At 59.7% G+C, this 20,578-nt stretch carries 12 protein-coding genes; 3 read left to right on the top strand and 9 right to left on the bottom strand.

The window, feature by feature from the left end:
• Positions 1-26: 26 nt before the first annotated feature.
• The gene (locus ACYYKW_RS17855) at positions 27-923 is read left to right on the top strand and encodes a GlxA family transcriptional regulator (protein WP_197677989.1); all 897 of its coding nucleotides are present in this window, start codon (positions 27-29) and stop codon (positions 921-923) included.
• Between the two features lie 184 nt (positions 924-1,107).
• Here ACYYKW_RS17855 and zapE read toward each other — a convergent pair whose 3' ends face one another.
• From zapE to ACYYKW_RS17840, 3 genes are all read right to left on the bottom strand, one after another.
• Complete coding sequence (gene zapE, locus ACYYKW_RS17850; RefSeq protein ID WP_090286153.1) at positions 1,108-2,202, bottom strand: cell division protein ZapE; 1,095 nt, start codon at positions 2,200-2,202, stop codon at positions 1,108-1,110.
• Positions 2,203-2,292: 90 nt separating this feature from the next.
• Positions 2,293-3,648 (bottom strand): tryptophan--tRNA ligase, encoded by a 1,356-nt coding sequence (locus ACYYKW_RS17845; RefSeq protein WP_464990704.1) that lies wholly within the window; start codon positions 3,646-3,648, stop codon positions 2,293-2,295.
• 24 nt (positions 3,649-3,672) lie between these two features.
• Positions 3,673-4,302: an alpha/beta hydrolase gene (locus ACYYKW_RS17840; protein WP_336355463.1), complete on the bottom strand. Its 630-nt coding sequence runs from the start codon at positions 4,300-4,302 to the stop codon at positions 3,673-3,675.
• A gap of 144 nt (positions 4,303-4,446) precedes the next feature.
• Here ACYYKW_RS17840 and ACYYKW_RS17835 point away from each other — a divergent pair, with 144 nt between their 5' ends.
• Positions 4,447-4,881 carry a Z-ring associated ZapG family protein gene (locus ACYYKW_RS17835; RefSeq protein ID WP_464990703.1) on the top strand — a complete coding sequence of 145 codons (435 nt, stop codon included), beginning with the start codon at positions 4,447-4,449 and terminating at the stop codon, positions 4,879-4,881.
• A 228-nt stretch (positions 4,882-5,109) separates the two neighbouring features.
• On the opposite strand, the gene ACYYKW_RS17830 is transcribed toward ACYYKW_RS17835, so the two are convergent.
• Positions 5,110-5,844: a YiaD family glycine zipper/OmpA-like lipoprotein gene (locus ACYYKW_RS17830; protein WP_090286156.1), complete on the bottom strand. Its 735-nt coding sequence runs from the start codon at positions 5,842-5,844 to the stop codon at positions 5,110-5,112.
• A 116-nt stretch (positions 5,845-5,960) separates the two neighbouring features.
• Entirely contained in the window at positions 5,961-6,605 is a 645-nt protein-coding gene (locus ACYYKW_RS17825) for an MBL fold metallo-hydrolase (protein WP_464990702.1), read from the bottom strand.
• Between the two features lie 361 nt (positions 6,606-6,966).
• Here ACYYKW_RS17825 and ACYYKW_RS17820 point away from each other — a divergent pair, with 361 nt between their 5' ends.
• Entirely contained in the window at positions 6,967-11,799 is a 4,833-nt protein-coding gene (locus tag ACYYKW_RS17820) for a M10 family metallopeptidase C-terminal domain-containing protein (protein ID WP_464990701.1), read from the top strand.
• A 91-nt stretch (positions 11,800-11,890) separates the two neighbouring features.
• Here ACYYKW_RS17820 and ACYYKW_RS17815 read toward each other — a convergent pair whose 3' ends face one another.
• The 4 genes from ACYYKW_RS17815 to ACYYKW_RS17800 form a co-directional block, all read right to left on the bottom strand.
• Positions 11,891-14,620: a LuxR C-terminal-related transcriptional regulator gene (locus tag ACYYKW_RS17815; protein ID WP_464990700.1), complete on the bottom strand. Its 2,730-nt coding sequence runs from the start codon at positions 14,618-14,620 to the stop codon at positions 11,891-11,893.
• 175 nt (positions 14,621-14,795) lie between these two features.
• Positions 14,796-16,160, bottom strand: coding sequence for a DUF1329 domain-containing protein (locus ACYYKW_RS17810; RefSeq protein ID WP_090286162.1), 1,365 nt, complete (start codon positions 16,158-16,160; stop codon positions 14,796-14,798).
• A gap of 27 nt (positions 16,161-16,187) precedes the next feature.
• On the bottom strand, positions 16,188-18,077 hold the full coding sequence (locus tag ACYYKW_RS17805; protein ID WP_090286164.1) for a DUF1302 domain-containing protein: 1,890 nt from the start codon (positions 18,075-18,077) through the stop codon (positions 16,188-16,190).
• 337 nt (positions 18,078-18,414) lie between these two features.
• Positions 18,415-20,097, bottom strand: a complete 1,683-nt coding sequence (locus ACYYKW_RS17800; RefSeq protein WP_464990699.1) for a fatty acid--CoA ligase — start codon at positions 20,095-20,097, stop codon at positions 18,415-18,417.
• Positions 20,098-20,578: the final 481 nt, after the last annotated feature.

Raw genomic sequence — 20,578 nt, 5'->3', positions numbered from 1 at the left:
TCATGCAAGCCAAGGATTTCTTCCATCTGGCCAGCCTGCGTTATGGCAAACAACTGGGCCAGGGCCTGACACCGGCGTTCGAAACACGCCTGGTCAGCCCCGACGGCAAACCGGTAAACAGTTTCAGTGACGTAATAATGCCGGTCGATGGCGGTCTGGAAAACGCTGATGTCATTATCCTTCCAGCGTTCTGGGATGACTTCGACACGCTGTGCAGCCGTTACCCGCAAGTCCTGCCATGGCTGCGAGAACAACACGCCCGTGGCGCAGTGTTATGCGGCGAAGCGACCGGGGTGTTCTGGCTGGCGGAAGCGGGTTTGCTCAATGGCAAGGAAGCGACCACCTACTGGCGTTTTTTCAATGCTTTCGCCGAGCGTTTCCCCAAGGTTTATCTGAATCAGGACAAACACCTGACCGATGCCGACAACCTGTATTGCGCCGGCGGCACTACGTCAGCCTGCGACTTGTACATTTATCTGATCGAACGCTTTTGCGGCGCAAACGTGGCGCAAGCCGTGGCTCGCGACATTCTTTACGAAGTGCAGCGCAGCTATTCGCCGGGACGCATCGGTTTCGGCGGGCAGAAGCTGCACCAGGATGTGATCATCCTGCAGATCCAGCACTGGCTCGAAGAGCATTTCGCCGACAAGTTCCGCTTCGAAGACGTGGCGCGCGAGCACGGCATGAGCATCCGCAATTTCATGCGCCGTTTCCAGACCGCCACCGGCGACAAGCCGCTGCATTACCTGCAACGCCTGCGCATCGAAACCGCCAAGGGCTTGCTGTCGGGCAGCCGCAAGAGCATCAAGACCATCAGCTATGAGGTCGGTTACGACGACGCAAGCTTCTTTGCCCGACTGTTCCGCCAGCACACCGAATTGTCGCCGAACCAGTATCGGCAGCAGTTTCAGCAGGCGGCATAAGCCCCTGCCCATGCACAAACCCATGTAGGAGTGAGCCTGCTCGCGATCGCGTCCGTCCATGCAGCCTTTATGTGACTGATCCACCGCTATCGCGAGCAGGCTCACTCCTACAGGGTATTGCGGTGAATTGTGGATATAAAAAAAGCCTGCAATCGCAGGCCCTTTTTTTGTAATGCGAAGCTGTTTAAGGCTTGTGCGCCCGCGACAGGAATTCGTGGGATTGCATCTCGAGCAGACGGCTCAGCGTACGCTGGAATTCGAAGGTCAGGCGGCCGCCGGTGTAAAGATCCTTCAGCTCGACTTCGGCAGAAATGATCAGCTTGACGTTGCGGTCGTAGAACTCGTCGACCATGTTGATGAAGCGTCGGGCGATGTCGTCGGTGGTGACGCTCATCTGCTCGACACCGCTGAGCAACACGGCGTGGAAAATCTTGCCCAGTTCGATGTAATCGTTCTGGCTGCGCGGGCCGTCGCACAGTTCACGGAAGTCGAACCAGGCCACGTCGTCGCAAGTGCGCAGCGCACGGATTTCGCGGTTCTCGATGATCAGCACATCGTTTTCGACTGCTGCTGTGCACTCCGGCGTCAGCGCCTTGAAGCTCTTGCGCAGGCTTTCATGGGCGGCTTCGTCGAGCGGATAGTGAAACAGCTCGGCTTGTTCGAGGTGGCGCAGACGATAGTCGACCCCGCTGTCGACGTTGACGATCTCGGTGTTCTGCTTGATCAGCGCAATCGCTGGCAGGAAACGCGCGCGTTGCAGGCCATCCTTGTACAGACCGTCCGGGACGATGTTCGAGGTCGCGACCAGGGTCACGCCATTCTTGAACAACTCTTCCATCAAGGTGCCGAGGATCATCGCGTCAGTGATGTCGGAAACGAAAAATTCATCGAAGCAGATCACCCGCGACTCGGTCGCGAAGCGCTTGGCGATGATGGTCAGCGGGTTTTTCTCGCCGCCGAGGGTTTTCATCTCTTCGTGCACGCGCTTCATGAAACGGTGGAAGTGGGTGCGGGTCTTTTCCTTGAACGGCAGCGCTTCGAAGAAGGTGTCGACCAGGTAAGTCTTGCCGCGACCTACGCCGCCCCAGAAATACAGGCCCTTGACCGGCGTTTGATCCTTTTTGCCAAACAGCTTGCCGAGAAACCCCGGCTTGTTCTGGTCGGCGGCGATCAGGTCGTCGTACAGACGCTGCAAATGACGCACAGCGGTTTCCTGCGCAGCGTCATGGAAGAAGTCCGGGCGTTTCAGATCTGCTTGATATCGTTCTAGGGGCGTCATAATTCGTTAGCAAGGCAACAAAAACGGGCCGTCACTGTAGCGACGGCCCGCAGGAATGGCAATCGACCCTTGGTCGGGCCGTGCCGCCGATCAGTCCTGAGCCGGGGTCAGCGCGACGCGCAGTGCTGCGATGGCCGCGTCCCGCGCAGCCGCGTCGGCGAACGCCGGGCTGTCGCCGATGCATTCGCCTTGCAGCCAGACGCTGAAGCTCAGGTCATCGTTGCGCACGTCCAGCGGCTCGCCGGACTGCAACTGCTTGGTCACCTGCCCCGCGGTTTTGCCATCGGCGAAGTTGCGCGACAACAGCAATTGCTCGCCATCGGCCGCCAGCAGACGGAAACGGAAGCTGCCGTCGTCTTCGCGGAAGCTGACGAAACGTGCGGCTTTGGCGGCTTTCTTCTTGGTGGTTGCGGCGACCTGCACCTGGTTGACGAACGAACGCAGGCCAACCGCTTCACGCAATTCATTGAGGAACGGCGTGGCCACGGCACGGGCCTTTCTCGCGCCGATCTGCAGGATATCTTCCAGATCCGCCGGGCGTTCGATCAACTGGTGATACTTGTCGCGCGCTTCGCCGAGTTCGTTGTCGAGCAACTGGAACAGACGGTTCTTTGCCTCGCCCCAACCCAGACCACCAAGCAGTTCGCTGCGGAATTCGTCAGCCTGTGCCGGTGTGGCGAACGCCGTGAACAGGGTGAACAGATGCGAGTTGTCCGGATCCTTGGCTTCGCCCGGGGCCTTGGAATCGGTGACGATCCGCGAGATCGCGTCCTTCATTTCCTTGGCGCTGGAGAACAACGGGATGGTGTTGTCGTAGCTCTTCGACATTTTGCGACCGTCGAGGCCGGGCAAGGTCGCCACGCTTTCCTCGATCAGCGCTTCAGGCATGGTGAAGAACTCCTTGCCCTGGCCGAACAGATGGTTGAAACGCTGGCCGATATCCCGGGCCATTTCCACGTGCTGGATCTGGTCGCGGCCGACCGGCACCTTGTGCGCGTTGAACATCAGAATGTCTGCGGCCATCAGCACCGGGTAGCTGTAGAGACCCATGGTGATACCGGCATCCGGGTCTTCACCGGTCTCGACGTTCTTGTCCACCGAGGCCTTGTAGGCGTGCGCACGGTTGAGCAGGCCTTTGGCGGCAACACAGGTCAGCAGCCAGGTCAGCTCGGGGATTTCCGGAATGTCGGACTGACGGTAAAAGGTCACGCGGTCGACATCCAGGCCACCGGCCAGCCAGGTCGCGGCGATTTCCAGACGCGAGCGCTGGATGCGCAGCGGGTCATCGCATTTGATCAGGGCGTGGTAGTCAGCCAGGAAGTAGAACGAATCGGCATTGCTGTCGCGGCTGGCGAGGATCGCCGGGCGGATCGCGCCGGCGTAGTTGCCCAGATGCGGCGTGCCGGTGGTGGTGATGCCAGTGAGGATGCGGGTACGGTTGGTCATGGGTAATCGCTTGTCAGACTGCAATCAATTCGAGAGACGCGGCAGGATCAGATCCTTGAGATCGGTCAGCTTGCCGTGAAAAAAGTGTCCGCATTCTGCCACTTTCAGCAGCTCATGGGGGCGCTGGAGTTGCTCGGACCATTGGTAGACCAGTTGCGGATCGATGACCTCATCGGTTTCCGGCTGGATCACGGTCAGTTCGCCATGCTGCGGCAGTTGATCCTGCTCGCCCAGGCGCATCACCGCCGGCGCGACCATGAACAGGTGCTCGAGCTGCACGCCCTCGGCTTCGAGACGGCCGCCGAGACTTGCTGCAACAAATCCGCCAAAGGAAAAACCGAACAGGGTCAGCGGCAAGTCCGGGTGTTTTTCCCGCAGCCAGGCAGCGGCGGCCTGGGCATCGTCGACTTCACCGGTGCCCATGTCGTGGGTGCCTTCGCTGGCGCCAACGCCGCGATAGTTGAAGCGCAAGGTGATCAGGCCGGCGTCGCGCGCGGTGCGCTGCAGGGTCGAGACGACCTTGTTGAGCATGGTGCCGCCCTGCACCGGGTTCGGATGGCAGATCAGCGCGATGCCGCGCGGCTGCTCGTTGTCCAGGTAAAGACTTTCCAATTGACCCACCGGGCCGGCAATCACTACAGGGGTTTCACGCATCAGCAAGGGAGGAACTCCGTGACCTCGAATCGGGTCGACTCGTCTAGCAAATTGTCTGTGCCGATCTATTGCGAGTGAATCGCGGTATACAGCGCAGGTTCGAGCCGTTAACGTAAAGCAAAGCCGTTTATAGAGGAAGGACTCGTGGAACACTCGCTCTTAGTTTGGTTGTTACCGACTCTTGCCCTGGTTATGGGTGTCGCCATTGGATTCCTGATCGCGCGCGTTGCGCCGAACGCCGCACCGAGCCGTACGCAGCGTCAACTGGATGATATCCAGGAGCGTTTCGACAGTTATCAAAACGAGGTGGTCACCCACTTCAACAGCACCGCGATGCTGGTCAAGAAGCTCACTCAGAGCTATCAGGAAGTGCAGGATCATCTTGCCGAGGGCGCCAACCGTCTGGCCCTTGACGAACAGACCCGCCAGCGCCTGATCGCTGCCCTGCATGCCGACGCCGCACAGGCACCGCGCGAACGCCTGACGCCACCGCGCGATCAAGAGCCGCCGCGCGACTACGCGCCGAAAAGCCCGAACTCGCCGGGCATGCTCGATGAGCATTATGGGTTGAAGAAGTAAGCAGTCTTCGCGCCAGACAAAAAGCCCCCGGACAGTGATGTGTCCGGGGGCTTTTTTGTATCCGATGATTTTGTGGTGCCCATTTAATAGCCATCGCGAGCAGGCTCACTCCTACATTTTGAAATGCATGCCCCAGTAGGAGTGAGCCTGCTCGCGATGGGGCCATAACGGCCAACACAAAAAAATGCCCGGTCACAAGACCGGGCATTTCTTCATTCAGGCAATCGCTTACGGATACTGCTGCACCGTACCCGGCTGTTGCTGCTGACCACCGTATTGCTGACCCGGAATCGCCTTCAGGTTGACCTCAACCCGGCGGTTCTGCGCCCGGCCATTGACGTCACCGTTGCTGGCAATCGGATTATCCGGACCGGCGCCACGGGCCGACAGGTTGGCACCGCTGACGCCTTGCGAGGTCAGGTAAGTCGCCACGCTCTGCGCACGACGCTGGGACAAGTCCATGTTGTGCTGGCGGCTGCCGGTGCTGTCGGTGTAGCCGACGATTTCGATCTGATTCTGGTTGAACTCTTTCAACGAGTTGGCCAGATTGTTCAACGGCTGGTAGAAGCTTGGAGCGATGTTCGCCGAATCGGTCGCAAAGGTGATGTTACCCGGCATGATCAGCTTGATCTGATCGCCCTGACGCTGCACTTCAACGCCGGTGTTGGCCATGCTCGCGCGCAGTTTTTTCTCCTGCTGGTCGGCGTAATAACCGTAACCGGCCGCCGAGGCACCGACGACGGCGGCGCCGATCAACGCGCCCTTGCCACGGTTATCGTGACCGATCGCGGCGCCGGCGAGCGCGCCGGCCAAGGCACCGAGGCCACCGTATTTGGCGGTCTTGCTCATGCCTTGCGAGCCACCGTCGGCCTGCCCCTGATTGTCATACGGATTGGGCGAGGCGCAGCCGGACAGCAAGGCCACGGCAGTAGCGACAATAATCAAACGACGCGTGGTGAACATGGAGAGCTCCTGGTTTTTTGCTTTCTTTGGTGCAGCGTCCATCGGTTAATGGACCCGTGCGGGCGTTGGATCATGACAATGCCTGAAAATTCCGCCGCACAACCGTTACAAAAAATTCAGGCACGCACGAACGGGTTTTCACGCATCTCGTCGCCCAAGCGTGTATCCGGCCCATGCCCGGCCACCACGGTTGCGTCTTCATCCAGCGTGTATAAACGCTGCTTGATCGAACGCACGATGGTCGCCTGATCGCCGCCCCACAAATCCGTGCGCCCCACGCCACGACGAAACAACGTGTCGCCGGCTATCAACAGCTTAGCCTCGGAAAACCAGAAGCTCATGGAACCTGGCGTATGTCCCGGCGTGTGCAGCGCCACACCGCAACCGCAGGCCAGTTCTTCATCGTCGCTCAACCAGCGATCCGGCGACGGCACCGGCGTGTAGGGCACGCCGAACATCTGGCATTGCATTTCGAGGTTGTCCCAGAGGAACTGGTCATCCTTGTGCAGATGCAGGGTCGCGCCGGTTTTTTCTTTCATCTGCCCCGAAGCGAGGAAGTGATCGAGATGTGCGTGGGTGTGGATGATGCTGACCACTTTCAGACCATGCGCATCAAGGCGCGCCATGATCAGGTCGGGATTGCCGCCGGGGTCGACGACGATGGCTTTTTTTGTGATCGGGTCGCCGATGATCGTGCAGTTGCACTGGAGCGGGCCAACCGCAAAGGTTTCGCGGATCAGCGTTGGCGAGGCGGCAGGCATGATGACTCCCAATAGCGTGGCAAATTTGCAGAATACGTTTGCCCACTTCAGTAATCCACGTTTTTGGTCGATACAAGGTTCTTGGCAGCCATGCGTCGGCCAGTCAAAAAAATAGTGTCAATATGATGTCACGCGCCCCGTTTTTGTTGCAAAATCATACTTTTCAGCGGCCGTATCTTGGACAGGCCGCGGTCCATCCAGGAATATACCCATGCCTCGCCCGACTCAATCGACTGATAGTACTTTCTCCGCATTGACTGGAAATAAAGCCGTAGACAGCTTGATCTCGGGCTCTCAGTGGGAAAGCGTCCGATCGACCGATAAAAGCGCGCCGACTGAACTCACCTTCAGTTTCGTCACCGTGGGGTCGTCATATTTCGCGACCAATTACAGTGCCAATAACGAATACAACGCGGTTTTTTCCCTCACCGCCAATCAGCAAAACGCCGTCTTCAGCGCCCTGAGTTCGTGGAGTTCGGTGGCGAATATCAAGTTCAGCCAGACCACCGACGATGTGTTCAATGTCGGCGATCTGCGCTTCGGCGGCTATTCGCTGATGGACAGCGGCACCGTGGCCTGGGCTTACCTGCCCGGCAGTGCGCCAAGGTCCGGCGACGTCTGGATCGGCCCCGAGACCAATCAGGCGGTACCGGATAAAGGGTCCTACGATTACCTGACCTTCCTGCACGAAATCGGCCATGCCATCGGTCTCAAGCACCCGTTCGCCACCAGTGTGACCAATAACACGGTGCTGGATGCTTCGCTGGACGATGTGCGTTTTACCGTGATGAGCTACAACGACAATTACTCGTACCAGCCCACGACGCCAATGCTGCTGGACATCCTTGCCATCCAGAGCCTGTATGGTGCCAACAACGCCTGGCAGGCCGGTAACACCACCTACTCGTGGGCGAACAATCAGTCGGTTTTCGAAACCATCTGGGACGCTGGCGGCACTGACACCATTGATGCGTCCAATCAGCTGAATGCCGTGCGTATCGATTTGAATGAAGGCGCCTTCAGTCAGATCGGCAAAGCGTTTCTCGACCTCAAGACGTTGACTGCATTCAATGAAGGCCTGGCCATCGCCTACGGCGCGAAGATCGAAAACGCCGTCGGCAGCAGCAATGACGACAGCCTCACCGGCAACGCTCTGGACAATATCCTCAACGGCCTCGGTGGCGCCGACACGATGGTCGGCGGCACCGGCAACGATACCTATTTCGTCGACAATGTCGGCGACTCCGTTATCGAGACCAGCAACCTGTCGAATGAAATCGACACGGTGCTCAGCTACATCGATTACACCCTGGGGCCCAATGTCGAACTGCTGACCTTGATGGGCACCGGCAACCTCAGCGGTACCGGTAACGCGCTGAACAACCGCATCACCGGTAACTGGGGGCAAAACACGCTCGATGGCGGTGCCGGCGCGGACACGCTGATCGGTGGCGGCGGCAACGACACATACTTCGTCGACAACGCTGGCGACGTCGTCGTTGAAACCAGCGAAGTGGGTGGCGGCACCGACACTGTCAATTCATCCGTCAGCTACAGCCTGAGTGCCAACATCGAAAACATAGTGTTGACCGGGTCCGCCAACCTGAACGCCAACGGCAACAGCAGCAACAACGTAATGACCGGCAACAGCGGCAACAACGTACTCAATGGCGGCGCGGGTGTGGACACCCTGATCGGTGGCGCTGGCGATGACACTTACTATCTGGACCAGTCGGCCGAGCTCGGGCTGATTCAGGAAAACGGCGGCGAGGGTAATGACACCCTGCGTATCTATTACAACGCCACGGCCTCGACCAATACGGTCAACCTCAATCAAGGCAACCTCACTGACGTTGAAAACGTCTGGTTGATGGGTTCCGGCAACTACACCGTGCAAGGCAACAGTCTGGCCAACTACCTCCTCGGCGGCGCTGGCAATGACAACCTGCAGGGCGGGGCCGGCGATGACCGGCTGGATGGCGCAGCGGGTGCCGACACGCTGGCAGGCGGCGCAGGTGACGACATCTATGTGATCGATAACGCCGGCGACGTTGTCATCGAAGGCAGCGGCGAAGGCCGTGATCGCGTACTGAGCAATATCGGTTACACCCTCACCGCCAACATCGAAGACGGACAACTGCTGGGCAACGGCGATCTGTATCTGGTCGGCAACAGCGAGGACAACACTCTGATCGGCAATGCCGGCAGCAACATCATCAATGGCCAGGCAGGCGCCGACACCATGGACGGTGGCGCCGGCAACGACACTTATTTCGTCGACAACGTGGGCGACGTCATCATCGAAAACGGCGCCTCGCTGACCGAGATCGACACGGTGCTGTCCTCCCTCGCCAACTACACGCTCGGCGCCAACCTGGAAAATCTCACCCTGCGTTTTGCCGACAATATCAACGGCACCGGTAACGCGCTGAACAACGTCATGACCGGCAACACGGGCGACAATATTCTCGACGGCGGCGCCGGTGCCGACACGCTGATCGGTGGCTTGGGCAACGATACCTACGTGGTCGATAACGCCAGCGACGTGATAGTCGAAAGCAGCGCATCGATGACCGAGATCGACACCGTGCGCTCTTCGATCAACTACAGCCTGGGCGCCAACCTGGAAAATATCGTGCTGACCGGCGCCGCCAACCTCAATGCCAACGGCAATACCCTGAGCAACGTGATGACCGGGAACAGCGGCAATAACGTGCTCAACGGTGGCGCGGGCCTGGACACCATGATCGGCGGCAATGGCGACGACACCTATTACCTCGACCAGAGCGGCGAACTCTCGCTCATCCAGGAAAACGCCAGCGAAGGCAGCGATACCCTGCGCATCTATTACAACTCCACGCCGCTGACCAGCGTGGTCAACCTGAGCCTGAGCAATCTGGCCAACGTCGAGAACGTCTGGCTGATGGGCACTGGTGGCTACACGGTGCAGGGTAACAACCTGAACAACTATCTGCTCGGCAGCGCGTCGGCGGATACCTTGCAAGGCGGTAACGGCGATGACCGCCTGGACGGCGCCGCCGGGGCGGACACCTTGATCGGCGGCAGCGGTGACGATACCTACGTCATCGACAACGCAGGCGACCAGGTAGTGGAGCTGGGTAACGAAGGCCGTGATCGCGTCCTCACCAACATCGGCTACACGCTGACCGGCAACGTCGAAGACGGCCTGTTGCTGGGCACCAGCGACCTGTATCTGGTGGGTAACGGGCTGGACAACGTCCTGACCGGCAATAGCGGCAACAACATCATCAACGGCCAGGAAGGCGCCGACACCATGGACGGCGGTGCGGGCAACGATACCTATTTCGTCGACAACGTCGGCGACGTGATCATCGAAAACGGCACCTCGCTGACCGAGATCGACACCGTGCTGTCGTCGATGTCCAGCTACACGCTCGGTACCAATCTGGAAAATCTGACGCTGCGCTTCGCCGACAATATCAACGGCACCGGCAACGCGCTGAATAACGTCATCACTGGCAACGCCGGCAACAACATTCTGGATGGCGGTGCAGGTGCCGACACCCTGATCGGCGGTCTGGGCAACGACACCTATGTGATCGATAACGTCGGCGACGTGATTGTCGAAAGCAGCACCCTGATCAATGAGATCGATACCGTTCGCACCTCGTTCAACTACAGCCTTGGCGCCAATCTGGAAAACGTCGTGTTGACCGGCTCGGCCAACCTCAATGCCAACGGCAATACCCTGAACAACGTCATGACCGGCAACAGCGGCAATAACGTACTCAACGGCGGCGCGGGGCTGGACACCATGATCGGTGGCGCCGGTGACGACACCTATTACCTCGACCAGTCAGGTGAGTTGTCGCTGATCCAGGAAAATGCCAGCGAAGGCACCGATACCCTGCGTATCTACTACAACGCTACAGCTTCGACTAACACGATCAACCTCAACCCGGCCAACCTCAGCCACGTCGAAAACGTGTGGCTGATGGGTACCGGTAACTACATCGTGCAAGGCAACGGCCAGGACAACTATCTGCTCGGCGGCGCCGGCAACGACACGCTGCAAGGTGGTGCCGGTAACGACCGTCTGGATGGCGCGGTCGGCGCGGACACGCTGGCTGGCGGTACAGGCGATGATACTTACGTGATCGACAACGCCGGTGACCTGATCATCGAAGGCCTCGGCGAAGGCCACGACCGCGTGCTGAGCAATATCGGCTATACCCTGACCGCTAACGTCGAAGACGGCCAGTTACTGGGCAGCAGCGACCTGTACCTGGTGGGTAACGGGCTGGACAACGTCCTGACCGGCAACAGCGGCAATAACATCATCAACGGCCAGGAAGGCGCGGACACGATGGACGGTGGCGCCGGCAACGACACCTACTTCGTCGACAATGTCGGCGATGTCATCATCGAGACCGGGACGTCGCTGACCGAGATCGATACCGTGCTGTCCTCGCTGGCCAATTACACCATGAGCGCCAACCTGGAAAACATGACGCTGCGTTTCGCCGACAATATCAACGGCACCGGCAATGCTCTCAACAACGTCATCACCGGCAATGCCGGCAATAACGTTCTCGACGGCGGCGCGGGTGCGGACACTCTGATCGGCGGTCTGGGCAACGATACCTATGTGATCGACAATGCCGGTGACGTGATTGTCGAGACCAGTACGCTGGGCAACGAAATCGATACGGTTCGCTCCTCGATCAATTACACCCTGGGCGCCAACCTGGAAAACCTGCAACTGACCGGCAGCACCAACCTGCTGGGCTATGGCAACGAACTCAATAACGTCCTCACTGGCAACGATGGCAACAACGTGCTCAATGGCGGCGCCGGCAACGACACATTGATCGGTGGTCGCGGCGTTGACATGCTCACCGGTGGCAGCGGGGCCGATACCTTTGCGTTCACCGACATCAGCGAAGTGGGCAAAGGCGCCGAGCGCGACGTCATTTATGACTTCAACAGCCTGCAGGGTGACAAGATTGATTTCTCGGCGTTCGACGCCAATCTGGGCACTGCCGGCCTCGACGCGTTCACCTTTATCGGTGCGGGCGACTTCACCGGCGCCGGGCAATTGCGCTTTGTCGATCAGGTACTGTCAGGCAATGTCTCCGGTAATGCCGGCGCTGACTTCGAGATTCATCTGGTCGGTGTGAACGCATTCTCCGAGCAGAACCTTGTGGCTTGATTGACATGAGTTGAACGCAACGCGCAACGCGCATGATGAAAAAAACGCCCCGAACCTGTCGGGGCGTTTTTTTTGCAACCGCTGCATGGCGCTATGCCAACAGTCCCAGCTCCTTGGCTCTGGCCACCGCTTGAGTGCGCCGCTCTACCCCCAGCTTGCTATTGATGTGGCTGGCATGGGTTTTTACGGTATGCAGGGAAATGAACAACTGCTCACTGATCTGCTGATTCGAACAACCTTGAGCAATCAGCCGCAATACCGCCAGCTCCCGAGTGCTCAGTTGTTCTGCGGCGCTGGTGTCCATGCCCACGGCTGTGGGCGGCGCAAGCTGCGCGAGCAACTGTTGCGCCGCCCGCGCAGGCGAGTTTTGCACATGCGTACGTAGCCAGTCCGCGTGGTCTTTCACTAACTGGTCAAATGGCTGCAAGACGCCACCGCCAGCGGCTTCCAACGCTTGAATGAACACCTTGCGGGCCTCCGCCTCGCGCGCGCCGGTCAGAAGCAGCGCGACTTTCTGCGTCAACGCCATCACACAGAGCAACTGGCGTCCGCTTTGCTGGCCGTTCTGGTGCAACGCGTCCAGACGCCCCTCGGCGAGCATCGGGCGCCCCTGAATGACATCGAGCAGCGCCTGCTGCAGTTCGACATGCAGTGGCAGTTGTGGATGGAATTCGGGCGGTGCCGCGGCCTGCTCACCGGTATAGGTCTGGCTCAAGCGCGTGAGCCAGGCCTCGGCGAGATCGGTACGCCCCTGTGCTAGCCACAGTTCGCATTTGACCAGAGTGATCATCGCCAGGTAGTAAATTGGCGGTACGTCCCAGATGTGCATCAAGCGTTCGGCTTCGGCGAGTTCGGCAAATGCCTTGGCGAATTCGCCACGGCTGCCGTCCAGACGCGCAATCACGCAATGGCCGATCAACACGCTGATATCGCGACAGGCGCGCGCTTCGCCAAGGCCAGCCAGCAGGCGCACTCGCGCCGCGTCGGGCTGCATGCGCATCGCCAGCAGAAAACCTTCGTACAACGTCAGCCGCGCGCGCACCGCATACAAGCGTTGCGGCGACAAACCGCGCAAACGTTCCAGACCCTGATGCACTTCATCCAATGCCCGCAGGATCTCGCCGCGCGACTGCAACACCCGCGCCCGGTCGTAATGCGCGAGCGCTTCGAACAGCGGATTGCCAACACGCTGCGCCAGTTCCAGAGACTCACGGTTGAGGCCGCGGGCGCGCCACAGATCACCGTCGGCAATCGCCAGATTGGACAGGGTCGACAAACACATCAGCCGTTGCCCATAACGTTTGGCCGGCAGGCTTTCCAGGGCCTCGGTGCAGTATCTGATCGTCAGCTCCCGATGGCCGCGCCCACGGGCAATGATCCCGCTCAACGCCAGCCACTGCGCCAGCATCGACTTCTGGGCAGTGGCCGAAGGCGCCGGCAGAAAGCGGCTCAGATGACTGGACAGATCTTCGGCGGCATCGAGCTGGCAGGCCAGCCCCAGTGCCCAGCTGTACAGAACGATCAGCCGCGGCGTGCTGATCAGCAGGCTGTCGGGCAAGTCCATTTTCCAGCGCAGCAACATGCCGACATTCTGCTCGGCGAGCAGTTGTTCTTCGGACAGGTTCTGCACCAGATTTGCCGCCACATCAAGGTGACCGGCACGCAGGGCTTGCTCCACAGCTTCGTCGAGCAGGCCCTGCGCGTTGAACCAGCGACAGGCGCGCAAGTGCAACGTGGCAGTCGGCACCAGCGCCTGCGCCGGAGGACGACTGCGCAACAAATCAGAAAACAGATGGTGATAGCGATACCAATGCCCGTGTTCATCGAGCGGCACCAGAAAAACCTGATGAGCCAGCAGGAAACGCAAAATTTCGGCGCTGTCATGGGCTTCACGCACGGCGTCGCACAACTCGCTGCAAAAACGCTCCTGCGGCGCGGTGTCATACAGGAATGTCTGCACTTCGGCCGGCAGGCAATCGATGACTTCTTCCAGCAGATAATCGCGAATCAGCCCTTCCCCGCCGTTGAGCGCTTGCGGCAATGCCGCCTCGCTGCCCGCCTCGGACACCGCGAGCAACCAGAAACGCAAACCGGCAACCCAGCCTTCGCTGCGCTGGATCAGGTTTTCCAGCGCTTCGCCCCGCAGTGACGTGCTGTGGCGATCGAGCAGCGCCAACGCCTCGTCGTGAGTCAGGCGCAAATCCTGTTCATGCAGCTCCAGCAACTGCCGCGACAGGCGCAGGCGCGCCAGATGCCAGTCCGGGCGCTGGCGGCTGGTGACCATGACCAACAGGCCATCGGGCAGATGATTGAGGAAAAACTGCAGGCAACGGTCGAGCACCGGACCTTGGGCGAGATGATAATCGTCGAGCACCAGCAATAACGGTGCGGCTGCGTCGAGATGCAGCGCCAGCTCGTCGAGCAGGCCGTCGAGCCATTCTTCGAACGCGAACGGCTGATGGCGCTGACGCATTTTCAGCAGCCCGAGGGCACCGGCACCCAACGCTGGAAAGTAATCTTGCAAACCTTCGAGCAGACGCTCGAGAAAGCGCCCGGGATCACTGTCGCGCGCGCTCAATCCGAGCCACAGGCTTTGCCAGTGCGCCGGCAGACTCTGACAGAACTCCACCGCCAGCGAACTCTTGCCGAACCCCGCCGGAGCGCTGACCAGCAACAGACGCCCGCCGAGCCCCGCTTGCAAGCGCTCGCACAGACGCGGTCGCAGCACATAGCCGTCGGGCAGTGGCGGGCGAAAAAAACGCCCGTCCAATGCCGTGACGGCAGCACTTGCAGGACCCGGAATCGGGGACAGATCAGTCATGGCCGGCTCTTGTTCGAATGGCGTTGGCGGCGTTGCAGATGTCCGCAGCCTAGCCTTAATCGAACCGGTTATGAAGGTTGCTGCTACAAATGGCTACAAAAAGACTACAGACACGAAAACGCCCCGAACCGGTCGGGGCGTTTTCACGAGGATGCGGCCTCGGGTTTACTGCGGTTTAGCGAACACCGTCCTGACGCAGAGCGGCCGGGGTGAAGTCGCTGGTGGTGGCGGTGAAGCCGAAGTCATACGCACTCTTCTCTTCGTTCTTCATGCCCAGTGCCAGATAGCGGCCGGACTGCAGGTCGTAGAGGGTTTCCAGGGCATACCACGGCACTTGCTTGTCGTAGTAGTTCTCGGCGTGCGCCTCGGCGACGCGCCACAGTTGGCCACGACCGTCGTAGTGGTCGATGACCGCTGCCTGCCAGGTATCCTCGTCGATGTAGAAGTCACGCTTGGCGTAAATGTGGCGCTGGCCTTCCTTCAGCGTCGCCGTCACGTGCCAGACGCGGCGCAGCTCGTAACGCGCCAGGTCCTGGTTGATGTGGCCGGCCTTGATGATGTCCGAGTACTTCAATTTCGGATCGTCGAGCTTGTAGCTGTCGGAGGCGATGTACATCTCCTTCTTGCCTTCGAGCTTCCAGTCGTAGCGATCCGGGGCACCGTTGTACATGTCGAGGTTGTCGGACGTACGCAGGCCGTCCGCTGCGGTACCCGGACCGTCATAGGACACTTGCGGTGCGCGGCGCACACGACGCTGACCGGCGTTGTAGACCCACGCCGAACGTGGCTCTTTAACCTGGTCGAGGGTTTCGTGCACCAGCAGTACGCCACCGGCCAGACGTGCCGGCGCGGTCACTTTCTGCTTGAAGTAGAACAGGATGTTGCCCGGGTTCGCCGGATCGTAGTCCTTCATCTTGTCGCGGAACACGAACTGGTCCTGGAAGTACACCAGGCTGTACGAGCCGTTCGGCTGCGGCGTGGCCTGGGTCACCAGACGGGTCACGCTGCCGCCGCGATAGCGGGTGATGTGGTTCCAGATCACTTCCACGCCGGTTTTCGGAATCGGGAATGGCACGGCGGTATCGAAATTTTCCAGACCGTTGCCGCCCGATACCAGATTGGTGCTGGTGGCGTTCTTCTTGATGGCCGCGAATACGTTATCCGGCACGGTGGCGCCGCGATGGGACGGATAGACCGGCATCTTGAAGGTTTCCGGGTAGCGCTTGAACATCGCGTACTGGCCCGGCGCAAGCTTGTCCTTGTACTTGTCGGCATCCTTGGCGGTGATGGTGAACAGCGGCTGCTCGCTGGCGTAAGGGTTGGACAGGAAGCCCTTGCTGTCGACACTGCCGGCATTCTTCGGCAGTGGCTTCCAGGCCGGGATCGAACCGTCGGCGTTACCGGCCATTTCCGCGCCCATCGGCGTCAGGCTTTTACCCAGCTTGTCGGCTTCAGCGGCAGGCACGGCGGCCATGACGCTGGTTGCCAGCAGCGACAGACCCAGAACACCGGCGTGGAACAGACTCTTTGTTATTTTCATAAATTCGTTCGTCCTGAAATGCAGTGCTTAGAAGTTCACGCCGAAGCTGAGCGCAACGAAGTCGCGGTCATCCACGGTGGTGTACTTGCCGTCGAAGAAGTTGGTGTAAGCCAGGCTCGCGGTGTAGGTGTTCTGGTACTCGGCATCGACGCCCAGGCTGACCGCCTTGCGACCTTCCTCGAAGTTGCCGCCAGGGCCTGGCGAGTAACCGCTGACGTCGTGGGACCAGGCCACGTTCGGCTTGAGGTTCACACCGGCGAACACGTCGTTGTATTCCCAGATGGCGCGACCGCGGTAGCCCCACGACATCGACGTGGTGAAACCATCGTTGTCACAGTTGCGGCTGCGGTTGTTCTGCGGCGAACCCGGACCTGCACCATTGATGGTGCTGGCGTTGAGAATGTTCGCGCAGGTATTGGCAGTGCCAGTGGCTGGCAATTCACCCGGACCGTAGACCGGGTCGCGGCCATAACGCATGTCGGAACGGCTCTCCAGCCCGCCGACGTAGGTCGCACCGACTTCACCGACGAGGGTCAGACGGCTGGCGCCCATGACCTGATCGAAGAAGTGCGTGAAGGTCGTCTGGATCTGGGTGATTTCCTTGCGCTCGTAACCGTGCAGATCCTGACCCGGTACGCCGGTGAGCAGCGAAGCGTTGGTCAGCGCGCCGCCCAGTGGACGTACACCAGCAAACAGGATGTCGGTGGAGTTCAGCTGCACCGGTGCGTTCGGACGGTAGCTGATCTCACCGCTCCACGCCGTACCGGTAGGCAGGGTGGTGGAGAAGCTCAGGCCGTAGAGGCGAATGTCTTCAGGGTATTCAATGAAGTATTGCGAGTTGCCGGCTACCAGCAGTGGTGCGAGTGCGGCAAACGGCCCTGGCAGTCCGGCAGCTGTGTTGTAGACCGATTGCGGTGCGCCAGTGGCGCTGAAAATCGGCGCACGACTGTGGTAGTTCATGAAGTAGGCGCCAAACTCGGTGTCGAGTGGCTCGAACATGTATTTGAGGGATGCACCCCACTGACCACTGTCGCGGGCATCGCGGTCCGGACCACGGCGCACCAGCACGCCTTCCTGGTTGACGTCGACGCCGGCGTTGGCAAGCGGGCCCAGGGCAATGGCCGGAATCTGCGAACGCTTGTTCAGCACGCGCAGGTTGCTGTCGCAACCGTCGGCCACGATGTCTGGCTGGGAGAAGAAGGTGCCGCAGTTGTCGACGACGGTCTGGTCCCATTCCAGCTGATAGAAGGCTTCAGCCGAAAGGTTGTCGGTCAGGCTCTGCGAAACGTAGAACATGTTGACCGGAATCAGGCCTTCCTTGATTTCGGCACCCGGACGACGGAACGCGGACACGTCAATCGGGTTGATCGAGTTGATGCCGCCGCCGATGAAGGTGCTTTCACCCCAACTGACCACTTGCTTGCCCAGACGCACGGAGCCTGGCTGATCGGCAATCGCATAGTTGTGGTAGACGAAGGCGTCGAGGATCTGCCCGCCCGAGGACTTGGCGCCCTCCTTGCGATTGCTGTCGCTGATGTCCTTGAACTCGCGGCTTTCATCCTTGAGTTCGAAGTCGTACCAGTATTTGCCACGAACGAACACGCCGGTGTCGCCGTACTTCAGTTCGAGGTCATGGATACCCTTGAAGATTTTCGAGAAGGTTTCGCCGCTCTTGAAGTTGGCGTGGCCGTCATCGGAGGTTTGCGACAGGCCGCGGCCGCCGTTGTTGACGCCGATGAGGTTCTTGTTCGGGCTCTGAGTAGACCAACTCGCACCGATCGACAGGGACGAGTCGAACTGGCCTTCGATTTCACCGACGTTGAAACTGACGCCGAATGCGGGCCCGGCGAGCGAGGAGGCAAGACTGACTGCCAGAGGCAGTTTCGCCCGGCGCCAGAACTGGTTTACTGAGGTCATCGACGCTACTCCATGTGCATTATTGTTATGGCAGTGAGTACTTTCAAAAACGCTGTGAAGGGCCGGAAGCCAAGGCTGCCCGAAACCGCTTCAAAGTTGCTCGCCCCAATCAGTGCGTGTGCTCCGTTTTCAAAAAGTCCTTGAGCGGACTATAGCCAGCAGGGGGTACTGCTTGATCCCTCTAAAGTGTGATTTGCAGTCGCCAACCACTCTGGAACAGTCCTTTCGCCAGTCCGACACAAGTCGGCACGGCAAGGATGGCTGATTTTTTCGATTTCACAAGCCAAGCGCTTGCTCGGTGGGTCTGGCGCGCCGGTTTCGGCGCGCCAGCGGACACTCAAAGTGTCGAAAGGAAGGTGCTGTTGCTGGCCTGCCATTCGCTGATGTCGAGGCGGATGCGCTTCTTGTCGAGCTTGCCGACACTGGTCTTGGGAATTTCGGTAACAAGGGCAATCTGACTCGGGATCGCCCACTTGCTCAGGTGCCCCAGTTCGACGAATGGCTTGAGGTGCTCCTTGAGCTCCCGCGCGCCGATCTCATGGCCTTCGCGAATCACCAGCAGGGCAAACGGGCGCTCGCCCCACTGTGGATCGGCAATCCCCACCACTGCTACTTCGCGTACCGCGACGTGACGGCTGATCAGGTCTTCGAGGTCCAGTGACGAAATCCACTCGCCGCCAGTCTTGATCACATCCTTGATGCGGTCGCGGATGTCGATCACGCCCATGCTGTCGAGCGTGGCAACGTCGCCGGTGTGCAGCCAGCCGCCGCTCCACAGTTCAGCACCCTTCTGCGGCTCGTTGAAATAGCCCTCGGTGAGCCACGGTGCCCGCAGCACCAGTTCGCCCTGGGTTTCGCCGTCGGCCGGGAGAAAGTTGCCCTCGCCGTCGACAATGGCCGCCTCGACCAACGGCCCCGGCACCCCGGCCTTGATCCGGTAAGTGGTGCGTTCGTCTTCAGTGCCGGCCATCAGCTCGTCATTGAGGTGCGCGCAGGACACCAGCGGCCCGGTTTCCGACATGCCGTACGCTGCCGTCAGCTGGATGCCCCGGGCCTTGGCGTTTTCGTACAGGGAGCGATTGAGCGCACTGCCGCCAATGACAATCTTCCAGCCGCCGAAATCGGTATTTTGTGCGCCTTTGGCATTGAGCAGCATTTGCAGGATGGTCGGCACGCAGTGCGAGAAAGTCACTTTCTCCTTGCGCCACAGTTCGACGAGAAACTCCGGGTCGTAACGCCCCGGATAAACCTGTTTCAGCCCGAGCATGGTTGCCACGTACGGCAAGCCCCAGGCATGTACGTGAAACATTGGGGTGATCGGCATGTACACATCGCTGGTACCGAGCAGACGCACGCTGTCGATCGAGCCCATGATCGTCGACACGCCGATGGTGTGCAGGACCAGTTGCCGATGGGTGAAATACACGCCCTTGGGATTACCGGTGGTGCCAGTGGTGTAGAAGGTGGTTGCGACGGAGTTTTCGTTGAAGTCCTGGAAATCGTATTGCGGACTCGCAGCAGCCAGCAATTGCTCGTATTCGCCGACCAGGTTTGGCAGCTCGGCGGTTTTTTCCGGCAGATCGGTCAGCAGCAGGGTTTTCTCGACCGTGGTCAACTGCGGCGCGATCGCCTGATACAAGCCGGCGAATTCGCTGTTGACCAGCACGAAGCGGTCCTCGGCGTGGTTCATCGTGTAGAGAATCTGCTCCGGCGACAGGCGCACGTTGATGGTGTGGATCACCGCGCCGATCATCGGGATCGCGAACATGCATTCCAGATAACGATGGCTGTCCCAGTCCATCACCGCCACCGTGTCACCGGCCTTCACACCCGCCGCCGTCAGCACGTTGGCCAGCCGTGCGACGCGCTCGATCAGCGTCGGATAGCTGTAGCGCAACTGGTCACGGTAGATGATCTCGCGGGTTTTCTCGTACCGGGCGCCGGACATGAGCAGCCGTTTGATCAGCAATGGATACTGGTAGGCCCCGTCGGCCGGGGGAATGACGCGAGTCTGCAACATAAGAATCCCTTTTCTGACTGCACGGTGTTGGCGGAGAGATCAGTACTCTAGTGCGCCTGCATGACAGTCAAATCAGCCAAAGGAATGATTTGCACAGCCGTACAAATGCTAGCTTTGCGCCAGCATCCAATGACTGAATCAGGGGCATGCGAACCGGGCGGCGGGCAAACCTGTGAGAGCAGCAGCGAAAGGTTGCTTCGCCTGACAAAAATCTGAACCGCCCCAAAAGCCCCTCACCCTAGCCCTCTCCCAAAGGGAGAGGGAACTGACCGAGTTGTGCCGAGCCAAACGCCGAACTGAAAGACCGAGGCGATTGTGGGTTCGGAGAAAGTCGTTCAGGCCGGCCTATTTCTCCAACTTCCCCCAATCGGTCCCCTCTCCCTCGGGAGTGTATGTACCGGACACATGGTAGACACATGTTCGGAGACATGGTGGACACTTTTAAATAGACACATTGCTCATCGCGAAGGAGATGGCCTGT

Source organism: Pseudomonas sp. 15C, assembly GCF_055484735.1.
Note: the sequence above shows the minus strand (reverse complement) of the source record. Positions and strands in the feature narration are given on the sequence as shown.

What these genes read in the sequence shown, in the direction of transcription:
- ACYYKW_RS17840 (WP_336355463.1), bottom strand. Translation starts at nt 4,302, where the DNA reads ATGCGTGAAACCCCTGTAGTGATTGCCGGCCCGGTGGGTCAATTGGAA.
- ACYYKW_RS17815 (WP_464990700.1), bottom strand. Translation starts at nt 14,620, where the DNA reads ATGACTGATCTGTCCCCGATTCCGGGTCCTGCAAGTGCTGCCGTCACG.
- ACYYKW_RS17810 (WP_090286162.1), bottom strand. Translation starts at nt 16,160, where the DNA reads ATGAAAATAACAAAGAGTCTGTTCCACGCCGGTGTTCTGGGTCTGTCG.
- zapE (WP_090286153.1), bottom strand. Translation starts at nt 2,202, where the DNA reads ATGACGCCCCTAGAACGATATCAAGCAGATCTGAAACGCCCGGACTTC.
- ACYYKW_RS17805 (WP_090286164.1), bottom strand. Translation starts at nt 18,077, where the DNA reads ATGACCTCAGTAAACCAGTTCTGGCGCCGGGCGAAACTGCCTCTGGCA.
- ACYYKW_RS17830 (WP_090286156.1), bottom strand. Translation starts at nt 5,844, where the DNA reads ATGTTCACCACGCGTCGTTTGATTATTGTCGCTACTGCCGTGGCCTTG.
- ACYYKW_RS17800 (WP_464990699.1), bottom strand. Translation starts at nt 20,097, where the DNA reads ATGTTGCAGACTCGCGTCATTCCCCCGGCCGACGGGGCCTACCAGTAT.
- ACYYKW_RS17845 (WP_464990704.1), bottom strand. Translation starts at nt 3,648, where the DNA reads ATGACCAACCGTACCCGCATCCTCACTGGCATCACCACCACCGGCACG.
- ACYYKW_RS17825 (WP_464990702.1), bottom strand. Translation starts at nt 6,605, where the DNA reads ATGCCTGCCGCCTCGCCAACGCTGATCCGCGAAACCTTTGCGGTTGGC.